This is a genomic window from Caballeronia sp. LZ019, assembly GCF_031450825.1.
Lineage (GTDB): Bacteria > Pseudomonadota > Gammaproteobacteria > Burkholderiales > Burkholderiaceae > Caballeronia.
The window spans coordinates 1826672-1851741 of sequence record NZ_JARTVZ010000005.1; the positions used below are offsets into that span (position 1 = coordinate 1826672).

Annotated in this window: 17 protein-coding genes and 1 pseudogene; 14 read left to right on the forward strand and 4 right to left on the reverse strand. The window is 65.3% G+C overall.

What is annotated here, in order from left to right; translation table 11 throughout:
• Window positions 1–306: 306 nt before the first annotated feature.
• The 3 genes from P9255_RS22010 to dacB all read right to left on the reverse strand — a co-directional run bounded on the left by P9255_RS22010 (window position 307) and on the right by dacB (window position 3690).
• On the reverse strand, window positions 307–669 hold the full coding sequence (locus P9255_RS22010) for a DUF4123 domain-containing protein (RefSeq protein WP_309763224.1): 363 nt from the start codon (window positions 667–669) through the stop codon (window positions 307–309).
• Window positions 670–693: 24 nt separating this feature from the next.
• Window positions 694–1800 (reverse strand): SGNH/GDSL hydrolase family protein, encoded by a 1107-nt coding sequence (locus tag P9255_RS22015; RefSeq protein WP_309790435.1) that lies wholly within the window; start codon window positions 1798–1800, stop codon window positions 694–696.
• A 276-nt stretch (window positions 1801–2076) separates the two neighbouring features.
• Window positions 2077–3690 (reverse strand): D-alanyl-D-alanine carboxypeptidase/D-alanyl-D-alanine-endopeptidase, encoded by a 1614-nt coding sequence (dacB, locus tag P9255_RS22020; protein WP_309763222.1) that lies wholly within the window; start codon window positions 3688–3690, stop codon window positions 2077–2079.
• Window positions 3691–3892: 202 nt separating this feature from the next.
• Here dacB and P9255_RS22025 point away from each other — a divergent pair, with 202 nt between their 5' ends.
• From P9255_RS22025 to P9255_RS22060, 8 genes are all read left to right on the forward strand, one after another.
• On the forward strand, window positions 3893–4555 hold the full coding sequence (locus P9255_RS22025) for a response regulator (protein WP_309763221.1): 663 nt from the start codon (window positions 3893–3895) through the stop codon (window positions 4553–4555).
• Window positions 4555–5856: an ATP-binding protein gene (locus P9255_RS22030; protein WP_309790436.1), complete on the forward strand. Its 1302-nt coding sequence runs from the start codon at window positions 4555–4557 to the stop codon at window positions 5854–5856. Before P9255_RS22025 ends, P9255_RS22030 begins: the two co-directional genes overlap by 1 nt.
• A gap of 502 nt (window positions 5857–6358) precedes the next feature.
• On the forward strand, window positions 6359–7291 hold the full coding sequence (locus P9255_RS22035; protein ID WP_309790437.1) for a YadA-like family protein: 933 nt from the start codon (window positions 6359–6361) through the stop codon (window positions 7289–7291).
• 199 nt (window positions 7292–7490) lie between these two features.
• On the forward strand, window positions 7491–8999 hold the full coding sequence (locus P9255_RS22040; protein ID WP_309763218.1) for a DegQ family serine endoprotease: 1509 nt from the start codon (window positions 7491–7493) through the stop codon (window positions 8997–8999).
• Window positions 9000–9135: 136 nt separating this feature from the next.
• Window positions 9136–9633: a carboxypeptidase regulatory-like domain-containing protein gene (locus P9255_RS22045; protein ID WP_309765339.1), complete on the forward strand. Its 498-nt coding sequence runs from the start codon at window positions 9136–9138 to the stop codon at window positions 9631–9633.
• 164 nt (window positions 9634–9797) lie between these two features.
• Window positions 9798–10172, forward strand: coding sequence for a DUF427 domain-containing protein (locus tag P9255_RS22050; protein WP_309763217.1), 375 nt, complete (start codon window positions 9798–9800; stop codon window positions 10170–10172).
• Window positions 10173–10276: 104 nt separating this feature from the next.
• Complete coding sequence (locus tag P9255_RS22055) at window positions 10277–11086, forward strand: SRPBCC domain-containing protein (RefSeq protein ID WP_309790438.1); 810 nt, start codon at window positions 10277–10279, stop codon at window positions 11084–11086.
• A gap of 49 nt (window positions 11087–11135) precedes the next feature.
• Window positions 11136–11756: a cysteine hydrolase family protein gene (locus P9255_RS22060; RefSeq protein ID WP_309763215.1), complete on the forward strand. Its 621-nt coding sequence runs from the start codon at window positions 11136–11138 to the stop codon at window positions 11754–11756.
• A gap of 1 nt (window position 11757) precedes the next feature.
• Here P9255_RS22060 and P9255_RS22065 read toward each other — a convergent pair whose 3' ends face one another.
• Complete coding sequence (locus P9255_RS22065; RefSeq protein ID WP_309763214.1) at window positions 11758–12402, reverse strand: TetR family transcriptional regulator; 645 nt, start codon at window positions 12400–12402, stop codon at window positions 11758–11760.
• A gap of 376 nt (window positions 12403–12778) precedes the next feature.
• Between P9255_RS22065 and P9255_RS22070 the strand changes: the two genes are divergently transcribed.
• The 6 genes and pseudogenes from P9255_RS22070 (at window position 12779) to P9255_RS22095 (ending at window position 25044) form a co-directional block, all read left to right on the forward strand.
• Complete coding sequence (locus P9255_RS22070; RefSeq protein WP_309763213.1) at window positions 12779–14008, forward strand: efflux RND transporter periplasmic adaptor subunit; 1230 nt, start codon at window positions 12779–12781, stop codon at window positions 14006–14008.
• Between the two features lie 17 nt (window positions 14009–14025).
• Window positions 14026–17217, forward strand: a complete 3192-nt coding sequence (locus P9255_RS22075; protein WP_309763212.1) for an efflux RND transporter permease subunit — start codon at window positions 14026–14028, stop codon at window positions 17215–17217.
• A gap of 1 nt (window position 17218) precedes the next feature.
• Window positions 17219–18739: an efflux transporter outer membrane subunit gene (locus P9255_RS22080; RefSeq protein ID WP_309790439.1), complete on the forward strand. Its 1521-nt coding sequence runs from the start codon at window positions 17219–17221 to the stop codon at window positions 18737–18739.
• 484 nt (window positions 18740–19223) lie between these two features.
• Window positions 19224–20378 (forward strand): efflux RND transporter periplasmic adaptor subunit, encoded by a 1155-nt coding sequence (locus P9255_RS22085; protein WP_309790440.1) that lies wholly within the window; start codon window positions 19224–19226, stop codon window positions 20376–20378.
• A 20-nt stretch (window positions 20379–20398) separates the two neighbouring features.
• Window positions 20399–23567: pseudogene (locus tag P9255_RS22090) on the forward strand (efflux RND transporter permease subunit).
• A 1-nt stretch (window position 23568) separates the two neighbouring features.
• The gene (locus P9255_RS22095) at window positions 23569–25044 is read left to right on the forward strand and encodes an efflux transporter outer membrane subunit (protein WP_309763209.1); all 1476 of its coding nucleotides are present in this window, start codon (window positions 23569–23571) and stop codon (window positions 25042–25044) included.
• The last annotated feature ends 26 nt before the right edge of the window (window positions 25045–25070 follow it).

Sequence of the window (25070 nt, forward strand, 5' to 3'; positions counted from 1 at the left end):
ACTTTTGGATCGACGCCGAAGAAAGCCATTGCGACCGCGATATGGCGGTTCGGGCGCTTTGGTCATCCACCTCAATGCGCTTCTGCGGCGACAACCCCGGTTCTCGCAATTGCTCCGCGATAACGGGTCTCTTATAAAAACCCGGTTCCACACTCTCCATAAAAAGGAAGGCGACGAGGTGCTTTTCCTCGGTAAAAGCCTAGCCGTTCCGCCTCGGCTCGGGCAGAACGCAATGGGTTCTCTAGGTCAGATGTGGACTCGAACTTATCCATTCGACTTGATATAAAAACGTTCGCCGTCGAACAGCTAAAGCCATTTGAGCGCCGCGCCGAAGAAATCGGCGCGTGCCGTCTTCCTGAGCGACGTAGCCAGCTCATGCAGTACGCGCGGGTCCCAATAGCGCAATAGCACCTCCTGGCCGTCCGGCTGCACGGCGTTCAAGCGTTCGCGGAGCTTTGCCGCCAGCGTTGGCGCGTGATCCGTGCAGAAGAGCCAGACCACGGATGGACGCGACGCTTCAAGGGTCCCTCCGCGTGCGCGGAAATAGACCCTGCGGCTCTGGCTCGTGCCGTTGAACTGATGGATTCCTTGCAGCCGGTCTCTCACAAACCCAAGGCATCGCGAAAGCCAAAAAAAAGCCGCTCGACGTTTCACTCGAGCGGCTTTCATCACATCATCGACCCGCAAGAACCCCTACTTCCCCAACCCCGCCGCAGCAATCTTCTGCTCCGCCGTCTGCGCATAAAGCGCATGCAGATGCGTCGTCGGATGGACCGTATCCGCGTACATATACGTCTGGTCCGCGTCCGCCGTCGTGCGCGTCTGCGGCGAGCAGAACAGCGACGTCGCAAAATCGCTCGGATTCGGCTCGCCGTATGCCTTCGCGGCTGCGGCCATCGCCTGCAGATTGCAGCCCGTGCCTGTATTCGACACCGCGAAACCATACTGCTGGTAATTCGCCGTGATATTCGCAAGCGGCCCGACGATATCCAGGAAAATCACCTTCGACATCAGCCCCGTCTGCGTCAGCGCGGCCGCGAGCGCCTGATTGAAGCCGAGCGATGCCTGAGACAGCAGCGCCCGCGTCGTCGGCGTGCTCATCATGCCCTGTGGCGTCGTGCCGATATCCGGCACGTTCGACACCAGCACATGCGTCGCGCCGCTTTGCACGATCTTGCCGACGATGCCCGCCAGATCGATCGCCGCCTGCCCGATCGCCGCCGTCGCCTGCGCCGGCGTCATCTGGCCCGCCTGCACGGCCGTCAGGTTATACAGGATGTCGTTCGCGCCGCCATTGACGATCACCAGCTGCCCCGCGTTGAAGCTGCCATGCGAGCTCAGATAGTTCGTCACCTGGGTCGAGACCGGCACCGTCAGCGCGCCCGCGTAATTTGCCGGGTCCGTGCCGCGGTGGCCGATGCCGATCGGATTCGACACGCGCGAGCCGCCCTGTGCGTACCCGAAGCCGGCCTGTGCAGTGGGCGGCGTGCCGAAGCCGCCGGTCATCGCCGGGGTCAGCGTGTCGCCGTAATACTGCGCGACGTCCTGCACCCACACCTGGCCAGGGTTCGTCGTGAAGCGTCCGCCGCCAAAGTTGGCCGCCGCGACCGGCGCGTACGTGCCGGCATCGGACAGGCTGTCGCCGAACGATACGACCTGCAGCTTGATCCCGCCGGCGGGCGTCGAATTGTTGTCGTCTGAACCGCCGCCGCATGCGGCGAGCAGGGCGAATGCCGCGCCCGCGATGGCGGTGCGGGCGTAACGCGCCAGGGCGGCGCGCGTCGAGCGATGCTTCTTCATGGACCTCGTCTCCGTTCTTCGGTTTTGTACTTGTCTCGCGGCGCTTGCATGCGCCGCTCGTGCTGCTGCATCGATTGTGCCGCAAGCAGGGCGCATGTCGAGCGATGCCTTTCGTTCGGTTCTTCTCGCCCCGCCGCGCCTTCAAGCGTACACGCCGCGCGCGCCTCATCGCGCGTGACTTTGTAGAACAATCCTTCGGTCGCCGGCCGCAAACAAACCGACGACGCGGGTTTCACTCGATAGCCGATTCACCCGCGCCGATGCTCATCGCAGGCCTTACTCGCCCGCCGCCTTGCCCGGGCCTTCGTAGACCCATTCGAGCAGCGCGTCGTGGGCGGCGCGGGCCGCTTCCGCGCGCGGATCGTTGATGAAACTCACGACCACATAGCTCTGCCCGTCCGCCGCGCCAACATAGCCCGCAATCGCGCGCACGTCGCGCAAGGTGCCGGTCTTGATGTGCGCGTTGCCGCCCGCGCCCGCGTTCGAGAGCCGGTTGCGCATCGTCCCGTCGACGCCCGCGATCGGCAACGATTCGACGAACACTTGCGCGACGGGACTCGCGTTCGCCGCCAGCAAGAGATCCGCGAGCGAGGAGGCCGCGATGGTTTCGTCGCGCGATAGTCCCGAGCCGTTGTCGAGCGAAAGGCCGTTCATCGGCAGGGCGCTGCGGCGCAGGAACGTCTGGATGGCCTGCGCCGATTTCGCCGTCGTGGCGGGCGGCTTGCCTTGCGCCGCGCCGACGGTCAGGAACAGGTTGCGCGCCATCACGTTGTTGCTGTACTTGTTGATGTCGCGAACGATGTCCGACAGCACCGGACTGCGATGCGTGCCGACGAGCCGCGCGTTCGAAGGCGTCGGGCCCTCGCGCGTCGCGCCCTGGAACGTGCCGCCCGCCTGCTTCCACAACGCGAGGAAGCCGCCCGCGAAGAACGTCGAATGATCGAGCGCGGCGACGTTGATCGTGCGCGATCCGCAGCGCAGCGGATAGTCGCCGATGAACGATGCCTGCACGAAGCCGCCCTGCGTCTGGGCCACGCTCGGCGATGCCGCCGGCAGCGTGCCCGCGCATGCGCCACGCGTGACGCGCAGTTCGTTGTCGATCTGCAGTTGCGCGAGTTGCGGCAGGACGTCGATGGAGACTTGCCCGTCCGGATTCGGCGTCAGCGTGAACGAAAGCGACTTGAACGCATAAAGCAGCGGATCGGGGCCGACGTTGTAGGGCGCGGCGTCGTCGTTGTCGAAGGCGGGGAGATCGCGCGTGGAGGCGTCGAAATAGCGCTTGTCGAGCACGAGCGCGCCGTCGATGCCGGCAATGCCGCTCTGGCGGATCTGGCCGACGAGGTCGATCAGTTCTTCCGGCACGAGCTTCGGGTCGCCGGTGCCCTGAATGTACAGATTGCCGTGGAGGATGCCTTGCGCATCGACGTCGCCGTCCGCGTAGGCAGTCGTCTTCCAGCGATAGTCCGGACCGAGCATCGACAGCGCCGAGTACGTCGTGACGAGTTTCATCGTCGATGCGGGGAGCATCGGCCGGTCCGCGTTGATCGCGACGAGCGGCGTCGCCGCGCCGATGCGCTGCACGACCACGCTCATCGACGAGAGCGGCACGTGCGCCCGGGCAAGTGCGCCCATCACCGATGCGGGCAGCGGCCCGGCCGGCGCCGCGACGCGCGCGGCCTTCTCGGCTCGTGCGGCTTTCTTCACGCTCTTCGCCTTCGCGCCGCCGATCGCCGCGCGCTCCGGCGCATGCTTCTGCGATTCCGACTTCGTGCCGCCGCGCGCCGCTGCATCGGGTGAATGGGAGAGCGCGGCGCAGGCGAGCGCCGTGGCGAGTGCGAACGTTGACAGACGCGCGGAAACGGAACCGGGAATCGGAGAAAAAAACAGCATACGGGGCTTGCGTTCTTGAAGGAAAGTCGGGGCGGCGGCGCCAGAGTCGAAGGCCGGCCCGGGCGAAGCGGCTATTGTAGACAAGCCGGCTTGCGGAATTCGTACGGACGTGCCGGCGCGCAGGACGGCGGTTAAGTCACGCTTAAGCCTGCCGTGCGGCCGCGCGGATAAAATCACCGCATCCCCAACCGAAGACGATGACATGCGTATCCTGCTAGTCGAAGATGACCGGATGATCGCCGAGGGCGTGCGCAAGGCACTGCGCGCGGACGGCTTCGCGGTCGATTGGGTGCAGGACGGCGAGGCGGCGCTCACGGCCGTCGCCGGCGAAGCCTACGACCTGATGCTGCTCGATCTCGGCCTGCCGAAGCGCGACGGCCTCGACGTGCTGAAGACGCTGCGCGCCCGGGCGAATCCGCTGCCGGTGCTGATCGTCACCGCGCGCGATGCGATCGCGGATCGCGTGAAAGGCCTCGACGCCGGCGCCGACGATTATCTGGTCAAGCCTTTCGATCTCGACGAACTCGGCGCCCGCATGCGCGCGCTGATCCGCCGTCACGCGGGACGCGGCGAATCGCTCGTGCGGCACGGCACCCTGACGCTCGATCCGGTCGGGCATCAGGTGACGCTCGCGGGCGCGCCGGTCGCGTTGTCGGCGCGTGAGTTCGCGTTGCTCGAAGCGCTGATGGCGCGGCCCGGCGCGGTGTTATCGAAGAGTCAGCTCGAAGAGAAAATCTACGGCTGGGGCGAGGAGATCGGCAGCAACACCGTCGAGGTCTATATCCATTCGCTGCGAAAGAAGCTCGGCGCCGATCTCATCCGCAACGTGCGCGGTCTCGGCTACATGGTCGCGAAGGACGCCTGATGCGGTCGATCCGCCGCCAACTGCTGATCTGGCTGCTCGCACTCGTGATCGTCGGCGTCGGGTTTGCCGGATGGCTGACCTACCGGCAGGCGCTCGCCGAAGCCAACGAGCTGTTCGATTACCAGCTTCAGCAAATCGCGGCGGCGCTGCCGTCCGAGCCGTTCTCGTCGGTGCTGACGTCGCGCAGCGAAAGCGATGAAGGCGTCGTCATCCAGATATGGAACCGCAACGGCGTGCTGATGTACTACTCGCATCCGCGTGTGCCGCTCGCGCCGCATGCCGAACTCGGCTTCTCCACCGAAATGACCGCGCGCGGCGAATGGCGCGTGTACAGCGCGATCGTCGGCGATAACGTCGTGCAGCTCGCGCAGCCGCTGTCGATCCGCAATCGCGTCGCGGCGGGCGTCGCGTGGCGCACGCTGTGGCCGCTCGTGCTGCTCTTGCCGCTGCTCGGCCTCGCCATCTGGGTGATCGTCGGCAAAGGGCTTGCGCCGCTGCAGCGCGTGACGCGTGCGCTCGACACGCGTCACCCCGAGGCGCTCGATCCGCTCTCCGATCAACGCCTGCCGCAGGAAGTGCGGCCGCTCGTGCGGGCACTGAACGCGCTGTTGTCGCGGCTGTCGGCGGCGCTCGATACGCAGAAAGCCTTCGTCGCCGATGCCGCGCACGAGCTGCGCACACCGCTCGCCGCCGTGAAGATCCAGGCGCAGCTCGTCGCGCGCGCGGATGACGAACCGACCCGCCGCGAGGCGCTCTCGGATCTCAATGAAGGCATCGCGCGGGCGACGCGGCTCGTGGAGCAACTGCTCGCGCTGGCGCGATCGGAGCCGGATGGCAAGGCGGTCGCGAAGGCCGTCGATCTGCGCGCGCTGCTCGACGACTGCGTGCGCGCATACGTGCTGGTCGCCGAGGAGCGCGGCGTTGACCTGGGCATCGAGGCGAGCGAGCCGGCGACGGTCATCGGCGATCCGGATTCGCTGCGCGTGATGTTCAACAACCTGATCGACAACGCGACCAAGTACACGCCGAGGGGCGGACGTGTGGATGTCTGCCTGACGCTGCGCGACGGGCGGCCCGTCGTGGAGATCGCCGATACGGGGCCGGGCATTCCAGCCGATGAACGCGAGCGTGTGTTCGACCGCTTCTATCGCGTGGGGGAAAGCGCGAACCGTGCGCGGACGGATGTCGCGGGAAGCGGACTGGGGCTTGCGATCGTCAGGCGCATCGCGGACCAGCACCGGGCGAGCGTCGATCTGGCGGAGTCGGCGGGTGGAGGCCTGAAAGTCGTCGTCCGGCTTTGAGAACGCGTCGAACTAATAGAAGACGCCGTGCTTCGCCAGTTAATCCTGCTAAATGGCCGCGAATATCAGATATTGATTGAGGTTTGTCTTCTAGTTTTTTTTGAAAGGCTGAAAAGGACCGCGTATCGCCAAGTCATTTAGGAAAACTCTGCTTTCGCCCGGTACACGTCACTCAGTACGCTTCATCGCTCGTTTGTTAACCTGAGGAGGCGGTGCAATGAAGATTACGAGCTGCAGGTACGGCATTTCCGGCCGCAGAATTATGAAAGCGATATGCGCGAGCCGAGCAAAGGTTATCGTCGCCGTTTGCGCGATGTCGATCGGAAGCACGGCCGCGTTCGCTGACGCGGGATGGGTGACCGTGTGCAGCAGTGCTACATTTACCGCCTACGGCAGTGCGGGCACCATGATGGGTTACAACTCCAATGGTTGCACTACAGCTACGCCGGACTTCGTGCAGCTTGCGGGCGACAGTAGTGCGAACCCGTCGGAGTGGGTAAAGTTGAGCGACGGCACCGTTGACATCGGTGCAGGTACGAGCATCCAGATGCATCAGCTCATGGACATGAACGGCAGCAAGATCCAGGGGCTCGCGCCCGGCGAACTCTCGGCGAGCAGCACCGAAGCGGTCAACGGCGCACAGCTTTACGCAACCAACCTGCAGGTGGCGGACAACACCGCCGCCATCAACGCGCTGAGCGGCGCCGTCAACCTCGTCCGGCAGGACCCGACGACGCGCGCCATCACCGTTGGCAAGGACACGGACGGCACGGTCGTCGACGTCACCGGCACAAGCGGCGCGCGTCAGGTCACAGGCGTCGCGGCAGGCGCGCTCAGCGCCGACAGCACCGATGCGGTCAACGGCTCGCAGCTTTATCAGACCAACGTCCAGGTCGATGCGCTGAACCAGCGCGTGCAGAACATTTCCATCGGCGGAACGCCGGTTCTCGCTTCGCAGGCCAACGATGCGCCCGCATCTGCAACCGGTGCCAACGCGACGGCCATCGGTAACGGCGCGCAGGCCACGGCGGCGAACTCCGTCGCGCTCGGCGACCGTTCGGTCGCATCCGAGGACAACACGGTATCGGTGGGATCGGCGGGTAACGAGCGTCGCGTGACCAACGTCGCAGCCGGCGTGCGGGGCACGGACGCGGTCAACATGAATCAGTTGAACGCACTGCAGAACAATGTGAACGCGGTTGCGCGCGAAGCGTTCGCGGGCGTCGCTGCCGCGATGGCGATGCCCAACCTCACGCCGAATCAGCCGGGCAGGACGGTGGTCGCAGCGGGCGTCGCGAACTACAAGGGTTATACGGCGATCGGTCTGGGCGGCACGTATCGCTCGGAGAACAATCGCTGGCTGGTGAACGCGGCGGCATCGGTGACACCGCACGGCGACACGGGCGTGCGCGGTCAGGTCGGCTACGAGTTCTGAACGCACCGGTCAGTCCACAACGCCATCGAAGGGCGGCTATCCGAAAGGGCAGCCGCCCTTTCGCTTTCTTGGGCTTGCTTCGGTTTTCTTTCACTATCGACGTTGCACGGCTTTAAGAAAGATTTAAGCGACACCCCTTAATCTTCCGTCATCCGTAGAGTCCGCTCTACCCAAGCGCACCTGTTATCTGGAGCACACGATGAAAGCGAAGATTGTCACCCGTAGCGCCGTCGCCGCCGCAGTCGCCGTTGCGTTGTCGGCAGGTTATGTCGCCGGCCATAACAACGTTCCCGCGCCGCAGGTCATCGCGCCCGCGCAGGCCGCGATGATGCCGGCCGAAGCCGCCGCCAAGACCGGCATCCCCGATTTCTCGGGCCTCGTCGAAACTTACGGCCCGGCCGTCGTCAACATCAGCGCGAAGCACGTGGTGAAGCAGGCGTCCGCGCGCCGCAACGGCGCTAATCAGTTGCCGATGGACCCCGACGATCCGTTCTATCAGTTCTTCAGGCGCTTCGGCGGCATGCCCGGATTCGGCGGTGGCCAGGGCGGCCCCGGCGCGGATCGTCCGAGCGAAGGGCTCGGCTCGGGCTTCATCGTAAGTAGCGACGGCTACATCCTCACGAACGCGCACGTCGTCGATAACGCGAACGTCGTCACGGTCAAGCTGACGGACAAGCGCGAGTTCCGCGCGAAGGTCGTCGGGGCCGACAAGCAATCCGATGTCGCGGTGCTGAAGATCGACGCGAAGAGTCTGCCGACCGTGAAGATCGGCGACCCGAACGGCAGCAAGGTCGGCCAGTGGGTCGTGGCGATCGGCTCGCCTTATGGTTTCGACAACACGGTGACGTCGGGCATCATCAGCGCGAAATCGCGCGCGTTGCCGAACGAGAATTACACGCCGTTCATTCAGACCGACGTGCCGGTGAATCCGGGCAATTCGGGCGGGCCGCTCTTCAACCTGCAGGGCGAGGTCATCGGCATCAACTCGATGATCTATTCGCAGACCGGCGGCTTTCAGGGTCTTTCGTTCGCCATCCCGATCAATGAGGCGATCAAGGTCAAGGACGCGCTCATCAAGACCGGACACGTGGACCGCGGGCGTTTGGGCGTGACCGTGCAGGCGATGAACAAGACACTCGCCAATTCGTTCGGCATGAAGGCGCCGCAGGGCGCGCTCGTGAGTTCGGTCGAGCCGGGCGGACCGGCGGCGAAGGCCGGTCTTCAGCCGGGCGATGTGATCGTCGCGCTGAACGGGGTGCCGGTGACGGATTCGACGTCGCTGCCGTCGCAGGTCGCGGGACTGTCGCCGGGCAGTTCGGCGAAGGTGCAAGTGTGGCGCGACAAGACCACGAAGGATATCGACGTGAAGATCGGCGCCCTCAAGGATGCGAAGACCGCCAGCGCCGATGCGAACGGCGACGGCAGCGGCGGCGCATCGCAGGATGCGCGGCTCGGTGTCGCGGTGCGGCCGCTCACGCCGGAGGAGAAGCAGGAGGGATCGCTGTCGCGCGGGCTCGTCGTGCAACAGGCGAACGGCGCGGCAGCGAGCGCGGGCATTCAGGCGGGCGACGTGATCCTGGCCGTCAACGGCCAGCCCGTCACCAGCGTGCAGCAATTGAAGGCGATGGTTTCGCACGCGGGCGACAGCCTCGCGCTCTTGATCCAGCGTGACGATGCGCAGATCTTCGTGCCCGTGGATCTGGGTTGATCGCTGCGGCTGCGGCGGGCACGCAGCGTGCTTTTTGCGTTGCGGTGCCCTATCGCGCTGACCTGGCGCATCGGGCGTGACGTCGCTGGCGCTCCGGCGCACGGCGGCATCGGACAAGGAGCCAACAACGATGACGATGACGAGCAAAACGGGAAAGCTGGCAGCGACGCTGCTGGCGACGGCGCTCGCCGCGGGTCTCGCGAGCGGCGCGTGGGCGCAAGCGGCGAGCGGCGTGAATGCTGCAAGCGCCGGCACGGCCGACACGGGCAGCGCGGGCAACAGCAACGGCGGCGGCCTGCCGCAGATCGAGCAACAGGGCGATGTGTCCTACACGTCGGGCGGCGTCGGTCTCGACGAATCGCGCGCATTGTTGCGCGAACAGGCGCACTGGGCGCTATCGCTGCGCTTCACCGGGCCGACCGCGGATTATCTGTCGGGCGTGCACGTGCGAATCGTCGGCGGGAAGGGCGGCGAAGTCCTGAACACGGAATCGATGGGTCCTTACATGCTCGTCAAACTGCCGGCGGGCAACTACACGGTCTACGCGAAGTACAAGGACCAGGAGAAGAAGCAATCCGTCAGCGTGGCCGGTCCGGGCAAGGCAAAGGCGGCGTTCCACTGGAACATCCAATGACGCGGTGAGCCGCGTATCAGGACTGCCACTCCCCCGCGACGGGAGTTTGTCTCATAATCAAGTCACGAGTCGACTCCGGTTAGCTCGTGGCTTTTTTGTGGCTTGTGACGGGGCGCGCGGTCGCGCCTCGCGCTTCTCTGAACCGCAGCGCGGAGGACAGCACGATGAGCACGGACCTGAACGACGGGCACGCGGCGCACCGCATCGAGATTTTGCCGAACGCCCGGCGCTGCCGCGTCATCCACCAGGGCGTCACGTACGCCGATACCCACGCATCCCTCACGCTGAGCGAAACGGGGCACGAGAACGTTCACTATTTTCCGCGCGCCGACGTGAACATGGCGCGGCTCGAACGCTCGGTTCACACGTCGCACTGCCCGTTCAAGGGCGATGCCACCTACTACCATCTGCTGACCGAAGACGGTCCGATCGAGAACGCCGTCTGGAGCTACGAAAGCCCGTTCGACGCCGTGGCGGGCATCAAGGGGTATCTGGCGTTTTATCCGTCGCGGGTGGATCGCATCGACGAGACTTCTTAGCGAGCCGCCGCACAGACGCGCGCTGGCCGGCGTGCCAAAACAGGCGGAACCGATCGAACGCGATCGAAAGCCAGCGTCAGGCGTTTCTCGTCCCGGAGGCCCGGATGGAAGTCACGGAAGCGTTGCGCGTGCCGCTCGACCCGGCGCATGTCCGGGATGCGCTCGGCGACCTCGCATTGTTGCGGGCGAGCCTGGAAAACTGCGAGTCGTTTGCGCGCACGCCGGCCGGTGAGTACGCGCTGACGCTCGTCGTGCCGCTCGGCGCGCTGCGGGCGCGCTACGAGGTGCGCGCGCATCCTGCGGGGCGCACGCGGCAGGGCGGCGGCATGGAGCCGCCGTCGCGGGAGCACGGCGACGCGCAGCAGGATGGCTACGCCCGCACGCTCAGTTTCAAGGCGCGCGGGGAGGGCGTGGGTTCATTGCGCGGGCAGATTGCGGTCGCACTGAATGCGGAGGACGACGCAAGCGCCACGTGGATCGAATACACCGTCTGGGCGACGGTCACGGGCCCGCTCGCCGGCTTGCCGCCGCGTCAGATCGAGAACGCGCTGCGCGAAGGGGCCGACGATTTCTTCGCCGAATTCTGCGAAGTCGTGCGCGCCAAGCACGGCTTGCCGTCGATGCGCGCGGCACGCGAGCGCACGCGCCGTCACGTGTTCTTGCGGCCGGGCGGCATGTCGGCGGCGTTCTCGCGTCGCGGGGGCTCGACGGCGCGCGCGATGCATCTCGCATCCGGCGATGCCGCCGCGAGCGGCGTGCTGCGGCATCGGCTCGGGACGCACGCGTTCGGCGCGCATGACCGGGAGCACCGGCACGATACGCACCCGTTCGGATTGCCGGGCTGGGCCTGGGTAGCGATGCTGATCGGGATCGCGGCACTGGTGTTTTTTGCGCGGCGGGCGGCGCTGCAGTAACGCGGCTCCGGCGTTACAGTCTCCGGTTCCAACCCATCGAGGACCCGCCATGCCCCGCCGCGCGCTCATCGTCATCGACGTGCAGAACGAATACGTCACCGGCAATCTGCCGATCGAATATCCCGACGTGCAGGTATCGCTTGCCAACATCGGTCGCGCGATGGACGCCGCCGATACCCACGGCATCCCCATTGTCGTGGTGCAGAATTTCGCGCCGTCCACCGCGCCGATCTTCGCGCGCGGTTCTGCGATGGCGGAACTTCACGAATCCGTCGCAGATCGTCCGCGCGCGCACTACGTCGAAAAGTCGCTGCCGAGCGCCTTCGCGGGCACGGACCTCGCCGGCTGGCTCGCGGCGCGCGAAATCGACACCATCGTGATCGCCGGTTACATGACCCACAATTGCGACGATTCCACCGTGCGTCATGCCGTCCACGCTGGCCTGTCGGTGGAGTTTCTCGTCGATGCGACCGGCGCCGTGCCGTATGAAAACCGCGCGGGCCGGGCAAGCGCGGAAGAGATTCATCGCGTGTTCACGGTCGTGATGCAGTCGCGGTTCGCCGCCGTGCTGACTACCGACGAATGGATCGCTGCGCTCGCGAACGGCGAGCCGCCGGCACGCGACAACATCTACGCATCGAATCAGCGGGCGCGTTCCGTCGCGCGTTGATTCAGACGCTCGCCGGCATCAGTAAGGCAGGACTCGAGCGCAACGCGTCGAAGCACGCGTCGATCAGCGCTTCGGAATCCTGCGCCGGATCGACGGCTTCCGGCAGCATCAGCGAGTCATGCAGGATGCCAGTGAACAGTGCGTGAAGCAGCGTGGTGGCACGCCGCGTGTCGAGCGCCGCCGGCAATTGCTGCTTGTCGATGGCGTTGCGCAGCGCCCGCTCGATCCGCTCCATCCCGTCGCGCATGTTGTTCTGGTGACGCTCGCGCACCGGCCCCATCTCTTCGACGAATTCGCACTTCAGAAACAGGATGTCGAACACGCGGCGGCGCTGTTCGTCAGCGGTGATGTTGCGCATGCACCAGACGAAAATCTCGCGGATATGCGCGAGCGGGTCCGGCTCCTTGCCGTCGAGCGTCGCTTCGACGAGCTCGTCGAGCGGCAGCAGGCTGCGGTCGAACATCGCGTTGAAGAGGTCGCCCTTGTTCGTGAAGTGCCAGTAGATCGCGCCGCGCGTGACGCCCGCCGCCTGCGCAATGTCCGCAAGCGACGTCCGCGAAACGCCTTTTTCATAAAAAACGCGTTCGGCGGCGTCCAGAATGCGGTTGCGCGTCTCCTGCGCTTCTTCCTTGGTTCGTCTGACCATGTTCGTGATGACAACTGCCGCGAGCCGGGCGCGTCGGCGGGTAGTGCGAAAGGGGATTGACGGGGAGCGTTTGAGCGTTACAGGCCCGACGCGGCGGATGTTTGTTACGCCAGTAATCTGCGCTGTAGCAGATTTTTACATTCATTCGTGAATGTATTTATAATACCACCCCACACGACGTCAAGACCGTTTCAAGGCTTTTTGGTCATATTTCGTCCACCGATGGTCAGATTCGTCAGCAGCGCCAGCGGCCGCGTCCAAGTCGTGCGCTGCCGGCATCACAGATGCGCGCGTCGGCATTCAGGCGACGAGTTGCCTCTCATTTTTGAGAGGCACGCGTTTTTTTTCGCTACCAGTTATGAACAGAGGTCGCTCCATGCGCTTCGAAAGGGTTCCCTATCACCTCGTCAGTGCCGCAACGGCTGCCATGCTTCTGGCGGCGTGCGGACAGAAACAATCGGCCCCGCCGCCGCAGACGCCCGAAGTCGGCGTCGTGACGGTCCAGCCGACCGCCGTGCCGGTCACGACCGAACTGCCGGGCCGCACGAGCGCGTATCTCGTCGCGCAGGTGCGGGCGCGCGTTGACGGCGTCGTGCTGCGCCGTGAATTCACCGAAGGCAGCATCGTCAAGGCGGGGCAGCGGCTCTACAAGATCGATCCGGCGCCGTACATCGCCCAGTTGAACAACGCGAAGGCGTCGCTGGCGAAGGCGCAGGCCAATCTCGCATCGACGACCGCGCAGGCGAATCGCTACAAGGTGCTCGTCGCGGCGAACGCCGTCAGCAAGCAGGACTACGACAACGCCGTCGCCTCGCAAGGCCAGGCCGCAGCCGATGTGGCAGCGGGCAAGGCTGCCGTCGATACCGCGCAGATCAACCTCGGCTATACCGATGTCGTCTCGCCGGTCACGGGTCAGGTCGGCATTTCGCAGGTCACGCCGGGCGCCTACGTGCAGGCGAGCCAGGCCACGCTGATGGCTACCGTTCAGCAGCTCGATCCCACTTACGTCGATCTCACGCAGTCGAGTCTCGATGGCCTCAAGCTGCGTCGCCAGATTCAGGAAGGCCGTCTCACGACGAGCGGCCCGAATGCCGCGAAGGTGTCGCTCGTGCTGGAAGACGGCCGCGTCTATTCGGAGAAGGGCAAGCTGCAGTTCACCGACGTCACCGTCGATCAGACCACCGGCTCCGTCACCGTTCGCGCGATCTTCCAGAACAAGGACCGCGTGCTGCTGCCGGGCATGTTCGTGCGCGCGCGCATCGAAGAGGGCGTGAATCCGAGCGCGCTCGTCGTGCCGCAGATCGGCATCACGCACGATCAGAAGGGCACGCCGACCGCGCTCGTCGTCGGCGACGACAACAAGGTCGCGCTGCGCCAGCTCGTCACGTCCGGCACCTACGGCCAGAACTGGGTCGTCGAAAGCGGCCTTAAGCCGGGTGACCGCGTGATCGTGCAAGGCGTCGACAAGGTCAAGCCGGGTGCGGACGTCAAGGCAGTGCCCGCGCAACTGCCGGCAGCGGCCGGGGGCGCCTCCCAGGCGAGCGATGCGCAAGCCGCGCAGTCCGCGTCGTCCGCTCAACCCGCATCTGCTGCCTCGGGCGCGTAAAACCAGGAGCCCGCCTCATGGCAAAGTTCTTTATCGATCGCCCGATTTTCGCGTGGGTGATCGCCATCGTTCTGATGCTCGCCGGTATCGCGGCCATCTTCACGTTGCCGGTCGCGCAGTATCCGACCATCGCGCCGCCGGGCGTGCAGATCAGCGCGACGTATCCGGGCGCATCGGCGAAAACGGTCGAAAACACCGTGACGCAGGTGATCGAGCAGCAGATGAGCGGTCTCGACCACCTGCTGTATCTGTCGTCCACGTCGGATGACTCCGGCACCGCGACCATCACGCTGACGTTCGCGCCGGGCACGAACCCGGACATCGCGCAGGTGCAGGTGCAGAACAAGCTGCAGCTCGCGACGCCGCTTCTTCCGCAAGTCGTGCAGCAGCTCGGCACCAAGGTCACGAAGTCGAGCAACAGCTTCCTGCTCGTGCTCGCGTTCGTGTCCGAAGACGGCAGCATGTCGAAGTACGACCTCGCGAACTACGTGGCGTCGCACATTCAGGATCCGGTCAGCCGTCTCGACGGCGTCGGCACGGTCACGCTGTTCGGCTCGCAATACGCGATGCGCATCTGGCTCGACGCCAACAAGCTGACCAACTTTGGCCTCACGCCGGTCGACGTGCAGACCGCGCTGCAGGCGCAGAACGTGCAGGTCGCGGGCGGCTCGCTCGGCGGCACGCCGTCGGTGCCGGGGCAGATGCTGCAGGCGACCATCACCGAAGCGACGCTGCTGTCCACGCCCGAGCAGTTCGGCAACGTGCTGCTGAAGGTCAATCAGGACGGCTCGCAAGTGCGCCTGAAGGACGTGGCGCGCATCGAGCTCGGCGGCGAGAACTACAACTTCGACACGAAGTACAGCGGCCAGCCCGCGGCGGGCTTCGGTATTCAGCTCGCGACCGGCGCGAACGCGCTCGCGACCGCAAAGGCCGTGCGCCAGAAGATCGACGAGCTGTCGAAGTACTTCCCGCACGGGCTCGTCGTGAAGTACCCGTACGACACGACGCCGTTCGTGCGCCTGTCGATCGAGGACGTGGTCAAGACGCTGATCGAAGGCATCGTGCTGGTGTTCCTCGTGATGTATCTGTTCCTGCAGAACCTGCGCGCGACGCTGATCCCGACCATCGCGGTGCCGGTGGTTCTGCTCGGCACGTTCGCGATCATGGCGGCGGTCGGCTTCTCGATCAACACGTTATCGATGTTCGGTCTCGTGCTCGCGATCGGCCTCTTGGTTGACGATGCGATCGTGGTGGTGGAAAACGTCGAGCGGGTGATGGCGGAAGAGGGCTTGTCACCACGCGAGGCGACCCGCAAGGCGATGGGCCAGATCACCGGCGCGCTGGTGGGCGTGGCGCTCGTGCTGTCGGCGGTGTTCGTGCCGGTGGCGTTGTCGGGCGGCTCGGTCGGGGCGATCTATCGACAGTTCTCGCTGACGATCGTCTCCGCGATGGTGCTCTCCGTGCTGACCGCGTTGATCCTGACGCCGGCGCTGTGCGCGACGATCCTGAAGCCGATTCCGCAGGGCCATCACGAACAGAAGAAGGGCTTCTTCGGCTGGTTCAACCGCACCTTCGACAAGAGCCGCGACAAGTATCACTCGGGCGTGTATCACGTCATCAAGCGTTCGGGACGGTGGCTGCTGATCTACCTGGTCGTGATCGTCGCGGTGGGCCTGTTGTTCGTGAAGCTGCCGAAGTCGTTCCTGCCGGATGAAGACCAGGGCACGATGTTCGTGCTCGTGCAGACGCCGGCCGGCTCCACGCAGGAAACCACGGCGCGCGCGCTGAAGGACGTGTCCGACTATCTGCTGAACGACGAAAAGGCGATCGTCGAATCGACGTTCACGGTCAACGGCTTCAGCTTCGCGGGCCGCGGTCAGAACGCGGGTCTCGTGTTCGTGCGGATGAAGGACTACGCGCAGCGCCAGAAGGGCGACCAGAAGGTGCAGGCGCTCGTCGGCCGGCTGTTCGGGCGCTTCTCCGGCTACAAGAACGCGGTGGTGTTCCCGGTCAATCCGCCGTCGATTCCCGAACTCGGCACGGCAGCGGGCTTCGACTTCGAGCTGCAGGACCGTGCGGGCGTGGGCCACGATGCGCTGATGAACGCGCGTAACCAGTTGCTCGGCATGGCCGCGAAGGACCCGTCGCTCGCGCAGGTGCGTCCGAACGGCCTGAACGATACGCCGCAGTTCAAGGTGAACATCGATCGCGAGAAGGCGCTGGCGCTCGGCGTCACGGCGGCATCCATCGATCAGACGTTCTCGATCGCGTGGGCATCGGCGTATGTGAACAACTTCCTCGACACCGATAGCCGGATCAAGAAGGTGTATCTGCAGGGCGACGCGCCGTTCCGCATGACGCCGGAAAACCTGAGCGACTGGTACGTGCGCAACGCGTCGGGCGGGATGGTGCCGTTCTCCGCGTTCGCCACCGGCAACTGGACGTACGGCTCGCCGAAACTGGAGCGCTACAACGGTATCTCGTCGGTCGAAATCCAGGGGGCGGCGGCGCCCGGCAAATCCACCGGCCAGGCAATGGCTGCGATGGAAGCGCTCGCCGCGAAGCTGCCCGCAGGCATTGGCTTCGAATGGACGGGCTTGTCGTATCAGGAAATCCAGTCGGGTTCGCAGGCGCCGATTCTGTATGGCATCTCGATTCTCGTCGTGTTCCTGTGTCTTGCGGCGCTGTATGAAAGCTGGTCGATTCCGTTCTCGGTCATCATGGTGGTGCCGCTCGGCGTGATCGGCGCGCTGCTTGCCGTGACCTTGCGCGGGCTCGAAAACGACGTGTTCTTCCAGGTCGGCCTGCTGACGACAGTCGGCTTGTCGGCGAAGAACGCGATTCTGATCGTCGAGTTTGCGCGCGAGTTGCAGATATCGGAAAAGATGGGCCCGATCGAAGCGGCGATGGAAGCGGCGCGGCTGCGCCTGCGCCCCATCCTGATGACCTCGCTCGCGTTCATTCTCGGCGTGATGCCGCTTGCGATCAGCAACGGCGCGGGTTCGGCGAGCCAGCACGCGATCGGCACGGGCGTGATCGGCGGGATGCTGACCGCGACGTTCCTCGCGATCTTCATGGTGCCGATGTTCTTCGTCGTGATCCGCGCGCAGTTCAGCGGCGACAAGGAAAATCCGGAAGTCGCGCTGGAGCATTACGAGCAGCATCACCCTGACGAGCAGCATCCGCGCGATGGCAACGAAGGACACTGACATGCGTAGACTTTCTTTGATGGCAGCGGCCATCGCGGTTCTGGCGACGGGCTGCACGATGGAGCCGAAGTACGAGCGTCCCGCCGCGCCCGTGTCCACGACGTTCCCGACCGGCGGCGTCTACGCGACGCAGCCGGGCGTGGCCCAGGGTGCGCGCAGTGCGCAGGGCGTCGCGGGCGCGGATATCGGCTGGCGGGACTTTTTCGTCGATGCGCGCCTGCAGCGGCTCATCGATATCGCTTGGAAAAACAACCGCGACTTGCGCGCGTCGGTGCTGAACATTCAGGCGGCGCAGGCGCAGTATCGGATCGTGCGTTCCGAACTGTTCCCGGCGATCGATGCTCAGGCGGGCCAGTCGGTGCAGCGCACGCCGCGCAACCTGTCGTTCCTCAACCAGACGATCTCGCGGACATACTCGGTCGGCCTGAATGCGTCGTGGGAAATCGATCTCTTCGGGCGCGTGCAAAGCCTGCGGGATCAGGCGCTCGCGCAGTATTTCTCGACCGCGTACGCCCGCAAGGCGTTCGAGATTTCGCTGATTTCGCAGGTGGCCGCGCAGTATCTGCAAGTGCTGCAGGCGGACGACCTGCTGCAAGTGACCGAGCAGACGCTCAAGACGGCGCAGGAGTCGTACAACATCGTCAAGCTGCAGTTCGACAACGGCACCGCGTCCGAACTCGATCTGAGCCAGTCGCAGACGGTGGTGGAAACGGCGACGGCGAACTATCAGGCGCAGCAGCGCGCGCGGGCGCAGGCAGTGAACGCGCTCGTGCTGTTGCTCGGCGAACCGCTTCCGGACGATCTGCCAGCCGGCATGCCGCTGAACGAACAGGACTTGCTGACGGACATTCCGGCCGGCTTGCCGTCCGATCTGCTGACGCGCCGCCCGGACATCATGGAGGCGGAGCAGAACCTGGTCGCGGCGAATGCGAACATCGGCGCGGCGCGGGCGGCGTTCTTCCCGAGCATTTCGCTGACGGGCAGCTTCGGCACGCTGAGCCCGACGCTCGGCGGTCTCTTCAAGCCGGGCTCGGCTGCATGGAGCTTCGCCCCGACGATCACGCTGCCGATTTTCGAGGGCGGCCAGAATCAGGCGAATCTCGATCTGGCGAACATCCAGAAGAATATTCAGATCGCGCAGTACGAGAAGGCGATTCAGTCGGCATTTCGCGATGTCGCCGATGGCCTCGCCGCACGCGGCACCTACGATCAGCAGATCCAGGCGCTCGAACGCGACACCGCCGCGCAGCAACGCCGTCTCGACTTGTCGACGATGCGTTACCGCCAGGGCGTCGATAGCTATCTCGGCGTGCTGACCGCGCAGCAGGACTTGTACTCCGTGCAGCAGACGCTCATCACCGCGCGCACCGAACGGCTCGCCAATCTGGTGACGCTGTATCAGGCGCTCGGCGGCGGATGGATCGAGCATACCGGCGACCAGCCGCGCCCCGCCGATGCTCCCGCCGATGTCGGATCGGCAAGCGCACCGCAGGGCGCATCGTCGCCAGCGGCAGCGGGATGATGCAGAACGCTGCCTAGTATCGGCAAGTCGAAGCCCGGCCATCGCGCCGGGCTTTTTTTCGGCCGTCGCTCGTGGCTAGGAATGCTTCGATACATTTGGTTTGCCGTCGTCAAATTTCATCGAATATGCGCTTCCATTAGCCATCCTGATGAAAGTCGCTATCTATAATCGCCCCGCTTGACGCGTTCGGGTATCGGGCGTCCATCGCACTGCGCTCACGGACGCCGCGAGCGAGGCCGTGCCTCTTCAGGCGGTGCCTCTTCGCCTGCCGTCGCGCAGGCAGCCGTCACAGCGAGATGGGCTCGTCCTGCACGCCATCTGCGGCGCGCCGGGCATGCGGCGGCCACACGCGCCGTCCGCATTCAGCACGCAACAAGTGCATCGATCGGTGTCCGCGCACGCCGGGCATCCGCGCTCATTGGCGTTCCCCACGGAGAACGCACGCACTTTCCCTTTTTCAAGTCATCAAAGAGGTCGCCGCTTCATGCGCTTCGAAAGGATTCCACACCGCCTCATCAGTGTCATGGCGGCCGCCATGCTCGCCGCTGCCTGCGGAGACAAGCATGCACCGATGACGCCGCCCACGCCCGAAGTCGGCGTCGTCACGCTTGCACCCGCCGCGGTGACGGTGACGAGCGAACTGCCGGGCCGCACCAGTGCGTTCGTCGATGCCCAGGTGCGCGCGCGTGTCGATGGCATCGTGCTCAAGCGCGAGTTCACCGAGGGCGGTCTCGTCAGGGCCGGCCAGCGCCTCTACAAGATCGATCCCGCGCCGTATCTCGCGCAGCTGGACAGCGCGAAGGCATCGCTTGCGAAGGCGCAGGCGAATCTCGTCTCGACGACGGCCCAGGCCGAGCGCTACAAGGTGCTGGTCGCCGCGAACGCGGTCAGCAAGCAGGACTACGACAACGCGGTCGCCGCGCTCGGCCAGGCCGCAGCGGAGGTGGCGGCGGCGAAGGCATCGGTGCGGACGGCGCAGATCAACGTCGGCTATACGGATGTGGTGTCGCCCGTGAGCGGCCAGATCGGCATCTCGCAGGTCACGCCCGGCGCCTACGTGCAGGCGAGCCAGGCCACGTTGATGGCGACCGTGCAGCAGCTCGACCCGATGTACGTCGATCTCACGCAATCGAGCCTCGACGGTCTCAAGCTGCGCCGTCAGATGCAGGAAGGGCGTCTTGCGAGCGCCGGCCCGAACGCAGCCGAAGTGACGCTGATTCTCGAAGACGGCCGCGTGTATCCCGAGAAAGGAAGGCTCCAGTTCAGCGATGTGACCGTCGACCGTTCGACCGGCTCCGTCACCGTGCGCGCGGTATTTCCGAACAAGGACCGCGTGCTGTTGCCGGGCATGTTCGTGCGCGCGCGCATCGAAGAGGGCGTCAATGCGAACGCGCTGCTCGTGCCGGTCGCCGGCGTCACGCATGACCAGAAGGGCACGGCCATCGCGATGGTCGTCGGCCAGGACGGCAAGGTCGCGCCGCGCCCGCTCGTGACATCGGGCATGCAGGGACACAACTGGATTGTCGAAAGCGGCGTCGCGGCGGGCGATCGCGTGATCGTCGAGGGCGTTGACAAGGTTCAGCCGGGGATGGCGGTGAAGGCCGCTCCCGTCGCGGCTGCTTCCGCGCCTAAGGCCTGAACCGGGGAGGCATTGCATCTATGGCCAGATTCTTCATCGATCGCCCGATCTTCGCGTGGGTGATCGCCATCATTCTGATGCTCGCGGGCCTCGCGTCGGTATCGACGCTGCCGGTCGCGCAGTATCCGACGGTCGCGCCGCCGTCCATCCAGATCAACGCGATGTTCCCCGGCGCATCGGCGCAAACCGTCGAGAACACGGTGACGCAGGTGATCGAGCAGCAAATGAACGGGCTCGACCACTTGCTGTATCTGTCGTCCACTTCCGACGATTCGGGCGCCGCGACCATCACGCTCACGTTCGCGCCGGGCACGAACCCCGACATCGCGCAGGTTCAGGTGCAGAACAAGCTGCAGCTCGCCACGCCGAGCCTGCCGCAAGTGGTGCAGCAACTGGGCCTCAGCGTGTCGAAGGCGAGCAACAGCTTCCTGCTCGTGCTCGCGTTCGTGTCCGGAGACGGCAGCATGGACCGCAACGACCTCGCGAACTACGTGGCGTCGCACGTGCAGGATTAGATCAGCCGTATCGACGGCGTCGGCACGGTGAACCTGTTCGGCACGCAATACGCAATGCGTATCTGGCTCGATCCGAACAAGCTGACGAAGTACAGCCTCATGCCGACCGACGTCCAGCAGGCGCTGCAGGCGCAGAACGTCCAGGTCGCGGGCGGCTCGCTCGGCGGCACCCCTGCGGTGCCCGGTCAGGCGATGCAGGCCACCATCACCGAGGCGACGCTGCTGCGCACGCCCGAACAGTTCGGCAACGTGCTGCTGAAGTCGAACGCGGACGGATCGCAGGTGCGCGTGAAGGATGTCGCGCGCGTCGAGCTCGGCGGTGAGAACTACAACTTCGAGACGCAGTACAACGGGCATCCGGCGGCGGGCTTCGGCATCAGTCTCGCGACCGGCGCGAATGCGCTCGCCACGGCGGAACGCGTGCGCAAGAAAGTCGCCGAGCTCTCGAAGTACTTCCCGCACGGGCTCGTCGTCACGTATCCGTACGACACGACGCCGTTCGTGCGGCAGTCCATTTCGGACGTGATCAAGACCCTGTGCGAAGCCATCGTGCTCGTGTTCCTCGTGATGTATCTGTTCCTGCAGAACATCCGCGCCACGCTCATTCCGACCATCGCGGTGCCGGTCGTGCTGCTCGGCACGTTCGCGATCATGGCGGCGCTCGGCTTCTCGATCAACACGCTGTCGATGTTCGGCATCGTGCTCGCCATCGGCCTGCTCGTGGACGACGCCATCGTGGTCGTCGAGAACGTCGAGCGCGTGATGAGCGAGGACGGCCTGCCGCCGCGCGAAGCCACGCGCCGTGCGATGGGCCAGATCACCGGCGCGCTGATCGGCGTGGCGCTCGTGCTGTCGGCGGTGTTCGTGCCGGTGGCGTTCTCGGGCGGATCGGTCGGCGTGATCTATCGCCAGTTCTCGCTGACGATCGTCTCCGCGATGGTCCTGTCCGTGCTCACCGCGATGATCCTCACGCCCGCGCTGTGCGCAACCATTCTGAAGCCGCTGCCCAAAGGCCACGCGCAGAAATCGACGGGCTTCTTCGGCTGGTTCAACCGCGTGTTCGACAAGAGCCGCGACCGGTATCACGCGGGCGTGACCCACGTGATCCGCCGCTCGGGGCGCTGGCTCGTCATCTATCTGGCGATTATCGCGGTGGTCGGCCTGCTGTTCGCGAAGCTGCCGAAAGCGTTCCTGCCCGATGAAGACCAGGGCACGATGTTCATCCTCGTCGCCGGTCCGGCCGGATCGACACAGGAAACGACGCAACGCGCGCTCGACGATGTCGCCGCTTATCTGTTGAAGGAAGAGAAGGCGGTCGTCGAATCCGTGTTTACCCGTGAACGGCTTCAGCTTCGCAGGGCGCGGGCAGAACTCCGGTCTCGTGTTCGTGCGGCTGAAGGACTATGCGGAGCGGCGGCACGCGGACGCCACGATTCAGGCGCTCGTCGGCCGCACGTTCGGGCGTTTCGCGGGCTATCGCAACGCGATGGTCTACCCGGTCAATCCGCCGTCGATTCCCGAACTCGGCACGGCGGCGGGCTTCGACTTCGAGCTGCAGGACCGCGCGGGCGTGGGCCACGACGCGCTGATGGCCGCGCGCAACCAATTGCTCGGCATGGCGGCGAAAGACCCGTCGCTTGCGGGCGTGCGTCCGAACGGCCTGAACGACACGCCGCAGTTCAAGGTGAACATCGACCGTGAGAAGGCGCTGGCGCTGGGCGTCGCGCCATCCGCGATCGATCAGACGTTCTCGGCGGCGTGGGCATCGATGTATGTGAACAACTTCCTCGATACCGACAACCGCATCAAGAAGGTCTATCTGCAAGGCGACGCGCCGTTCCGCATGTCGCCCGGGGATATCGACGGCTGGTACGTGCGCAACGCGTCGGGCGGCATGGTGCCGTTCTCCGCGTTCGCGACCGGCGAATGGCGCAACGGCTCGCCGAAGCTCGAGCGCTACAACGGCATGTCGTCGGCCGAAATCCAGGGCGCGGCTGCGCCCGGCAAATCCACTGGCCAGGCGATGGCCGCGATGGAAGCGCTCGCCGCGAAGCTGCCGGCGGGCATCGGCTACGAATGGACGGGCTTGTCGCTTCAGCAGATCCAGTCCGGCTCGCAAGCGCCCATTCTGTACGGCATATCGATCCTCGTCGTGTTCCTTTGTCTCGCGGCGCTGTACGAAAGCTGGTCGATTCCGTTCTCGGTCATCATGGTCGTCCCGCTCGGCGTGATCGGCGCGCTGCTTGCCGTGACCATGCGCGGACTCGAAAACGATGTGTTCTTCCAGGTCGGCCTGCTGACGACGGTCGGCCTGTCGGCGAAGAACGCGATTCTGATCGTCGAGTTCGCGCGCGATTTGCAGCTCAATCACAACATGGGACCGGTCGCGGCCGCGCTCGAAGCGGCGCGCTTGCGCCTGCGTCCGATTCTGATGACCTCGCTTGCGTTCATCCTCGGCACGCTGCCGCTCGCGATCAGCAATGGCGCGGGTTCGGCGAGCCAGCACGCGATCGGCACCGGCGTGATCGGCGGCATGGTCACCGCGACGTTCTTCGCCATCTTCATGGTGCCGATGTTCTTTGTCGTGGTGCGCGCGCGTTTCGGCGGCGACAGGGAAGACACGAACGCGGCCATCGCGGATTACGAGCGGCAGCGTTCGCAGGAGGGACATTGACATGCGTAGATTCACTTTCATTGCAGCGGCCGCCTCCATTCTGGCGACGGGCTGCACGCTCGCACCGACCTACGAGCGTCCCGCCGCGCCGGTCGCTCCGGCGTTCCCGGGTGGCGGCGTCTACGCGACGCAGCCAAGCGCGGCACACGGCGCGCGCAGTGCGGAAGGCGTCGCGGCGGCGAACATCGGCTGGCGTGAGTTTTTCGTCGATGCGCGCCTGCAGCGGCTCATCGATATCGCGCTAAAGAACAACCGCGACCTGCGCACGTCGGTGCTGAACGTGCAGGCAGCGCAGGCGCAGTATCGGATCGTGCGTTCGGAACTGTTTCCGGCGATCGCGGCGCAAGCCGACCAGTCGAAGCAGCGCACGCCGCGCAGTCTTTCGTTTCTCGATCAGACCATCTCGAACACCTATTCGGTCGGCCTGAATGCATCGTGGGAACTGGACTTGTTCGGGCGCGTGCAAAGCCTGAAAGATCAGGCGCTCGCGCAGTATTTCGCGACGGCCTACGCCCGCAAGGCGTTCGAGATTTCGCTGGTGTCGCAGGTGGCCGCGCAGTATCTGCAAGTGCTGCAGGCGGACGATCTGCTAAGGATCACCGAGCAAACGCTGAAGACGGCGCGCGAGTCGTATCGCATCGTCAAGCTGCAGTTCGTTACCGGGGCGGCTTCCGAACTCGACCTCAGCCAATCGCAGACGGTGGTGGAAACGGCGAGCGCCAACTATCAGGCACAGCAGCGCGCGCGGGCACAGGCGGTCAACGCGCTCGCGCTGCTGCTCGGCGAACCGCTTCCGGACGATCTCCCGCCCGGCATGCCGCTCGATGGACAGGACCTGCTGACGGACATCCCGGCGGGCCTGCCGTCCGATCTGCTCGCGAATCGCCCGGACATCATGGAGGCGGAACAGAACCTTCGCGCGGCCAACGCGAATATCGGCGCGGCGCGGGCGGCGTTCTTTCCGCGCATCTCGCTGACGGGCGGCTTCGGCACCTTGAGTCCGACGCTCGGTGGATTGTTCAAGCCGGGTTCGGCCGCATGGAGCTTCGCGCCGACGATCACGCTGCCCATCTTCGAAGGTGGCCAGAATCAGGCGAATCTGGACCTGGCCAACATCCAGAAGAACATCCAGATCGCGCAGTACGAGAAGGCGATCCAATCGGCGTTCCGCGATGTCGCCGATGCCCTCGCCGCACGCGGCACCTTCGATCAGCAAATTCAGGCGCTCGAACGCGATGCCGCCGCGCAGCAACGCCGTCTCGACTTGTCGACGATGCGTTATCGACAGGGCGTCGACAGCTATCTCGGCGTGCTGACCGCGCAGCAGGACCTGTATGCGGCGCAGCAGTCGTTGATCGTCGCGCGCACGCAGCGCCTTGCGAACCTCGTCGGGTTGTATCGGGCGCTGGGCGGCGGATGGATCGAGCGCACCGGCGACGCGCCCCGCGCAGCGGATGCGCCCGCATCATCGGCATAAAAGAAAAAAGCGCCGCGGTTCATCAC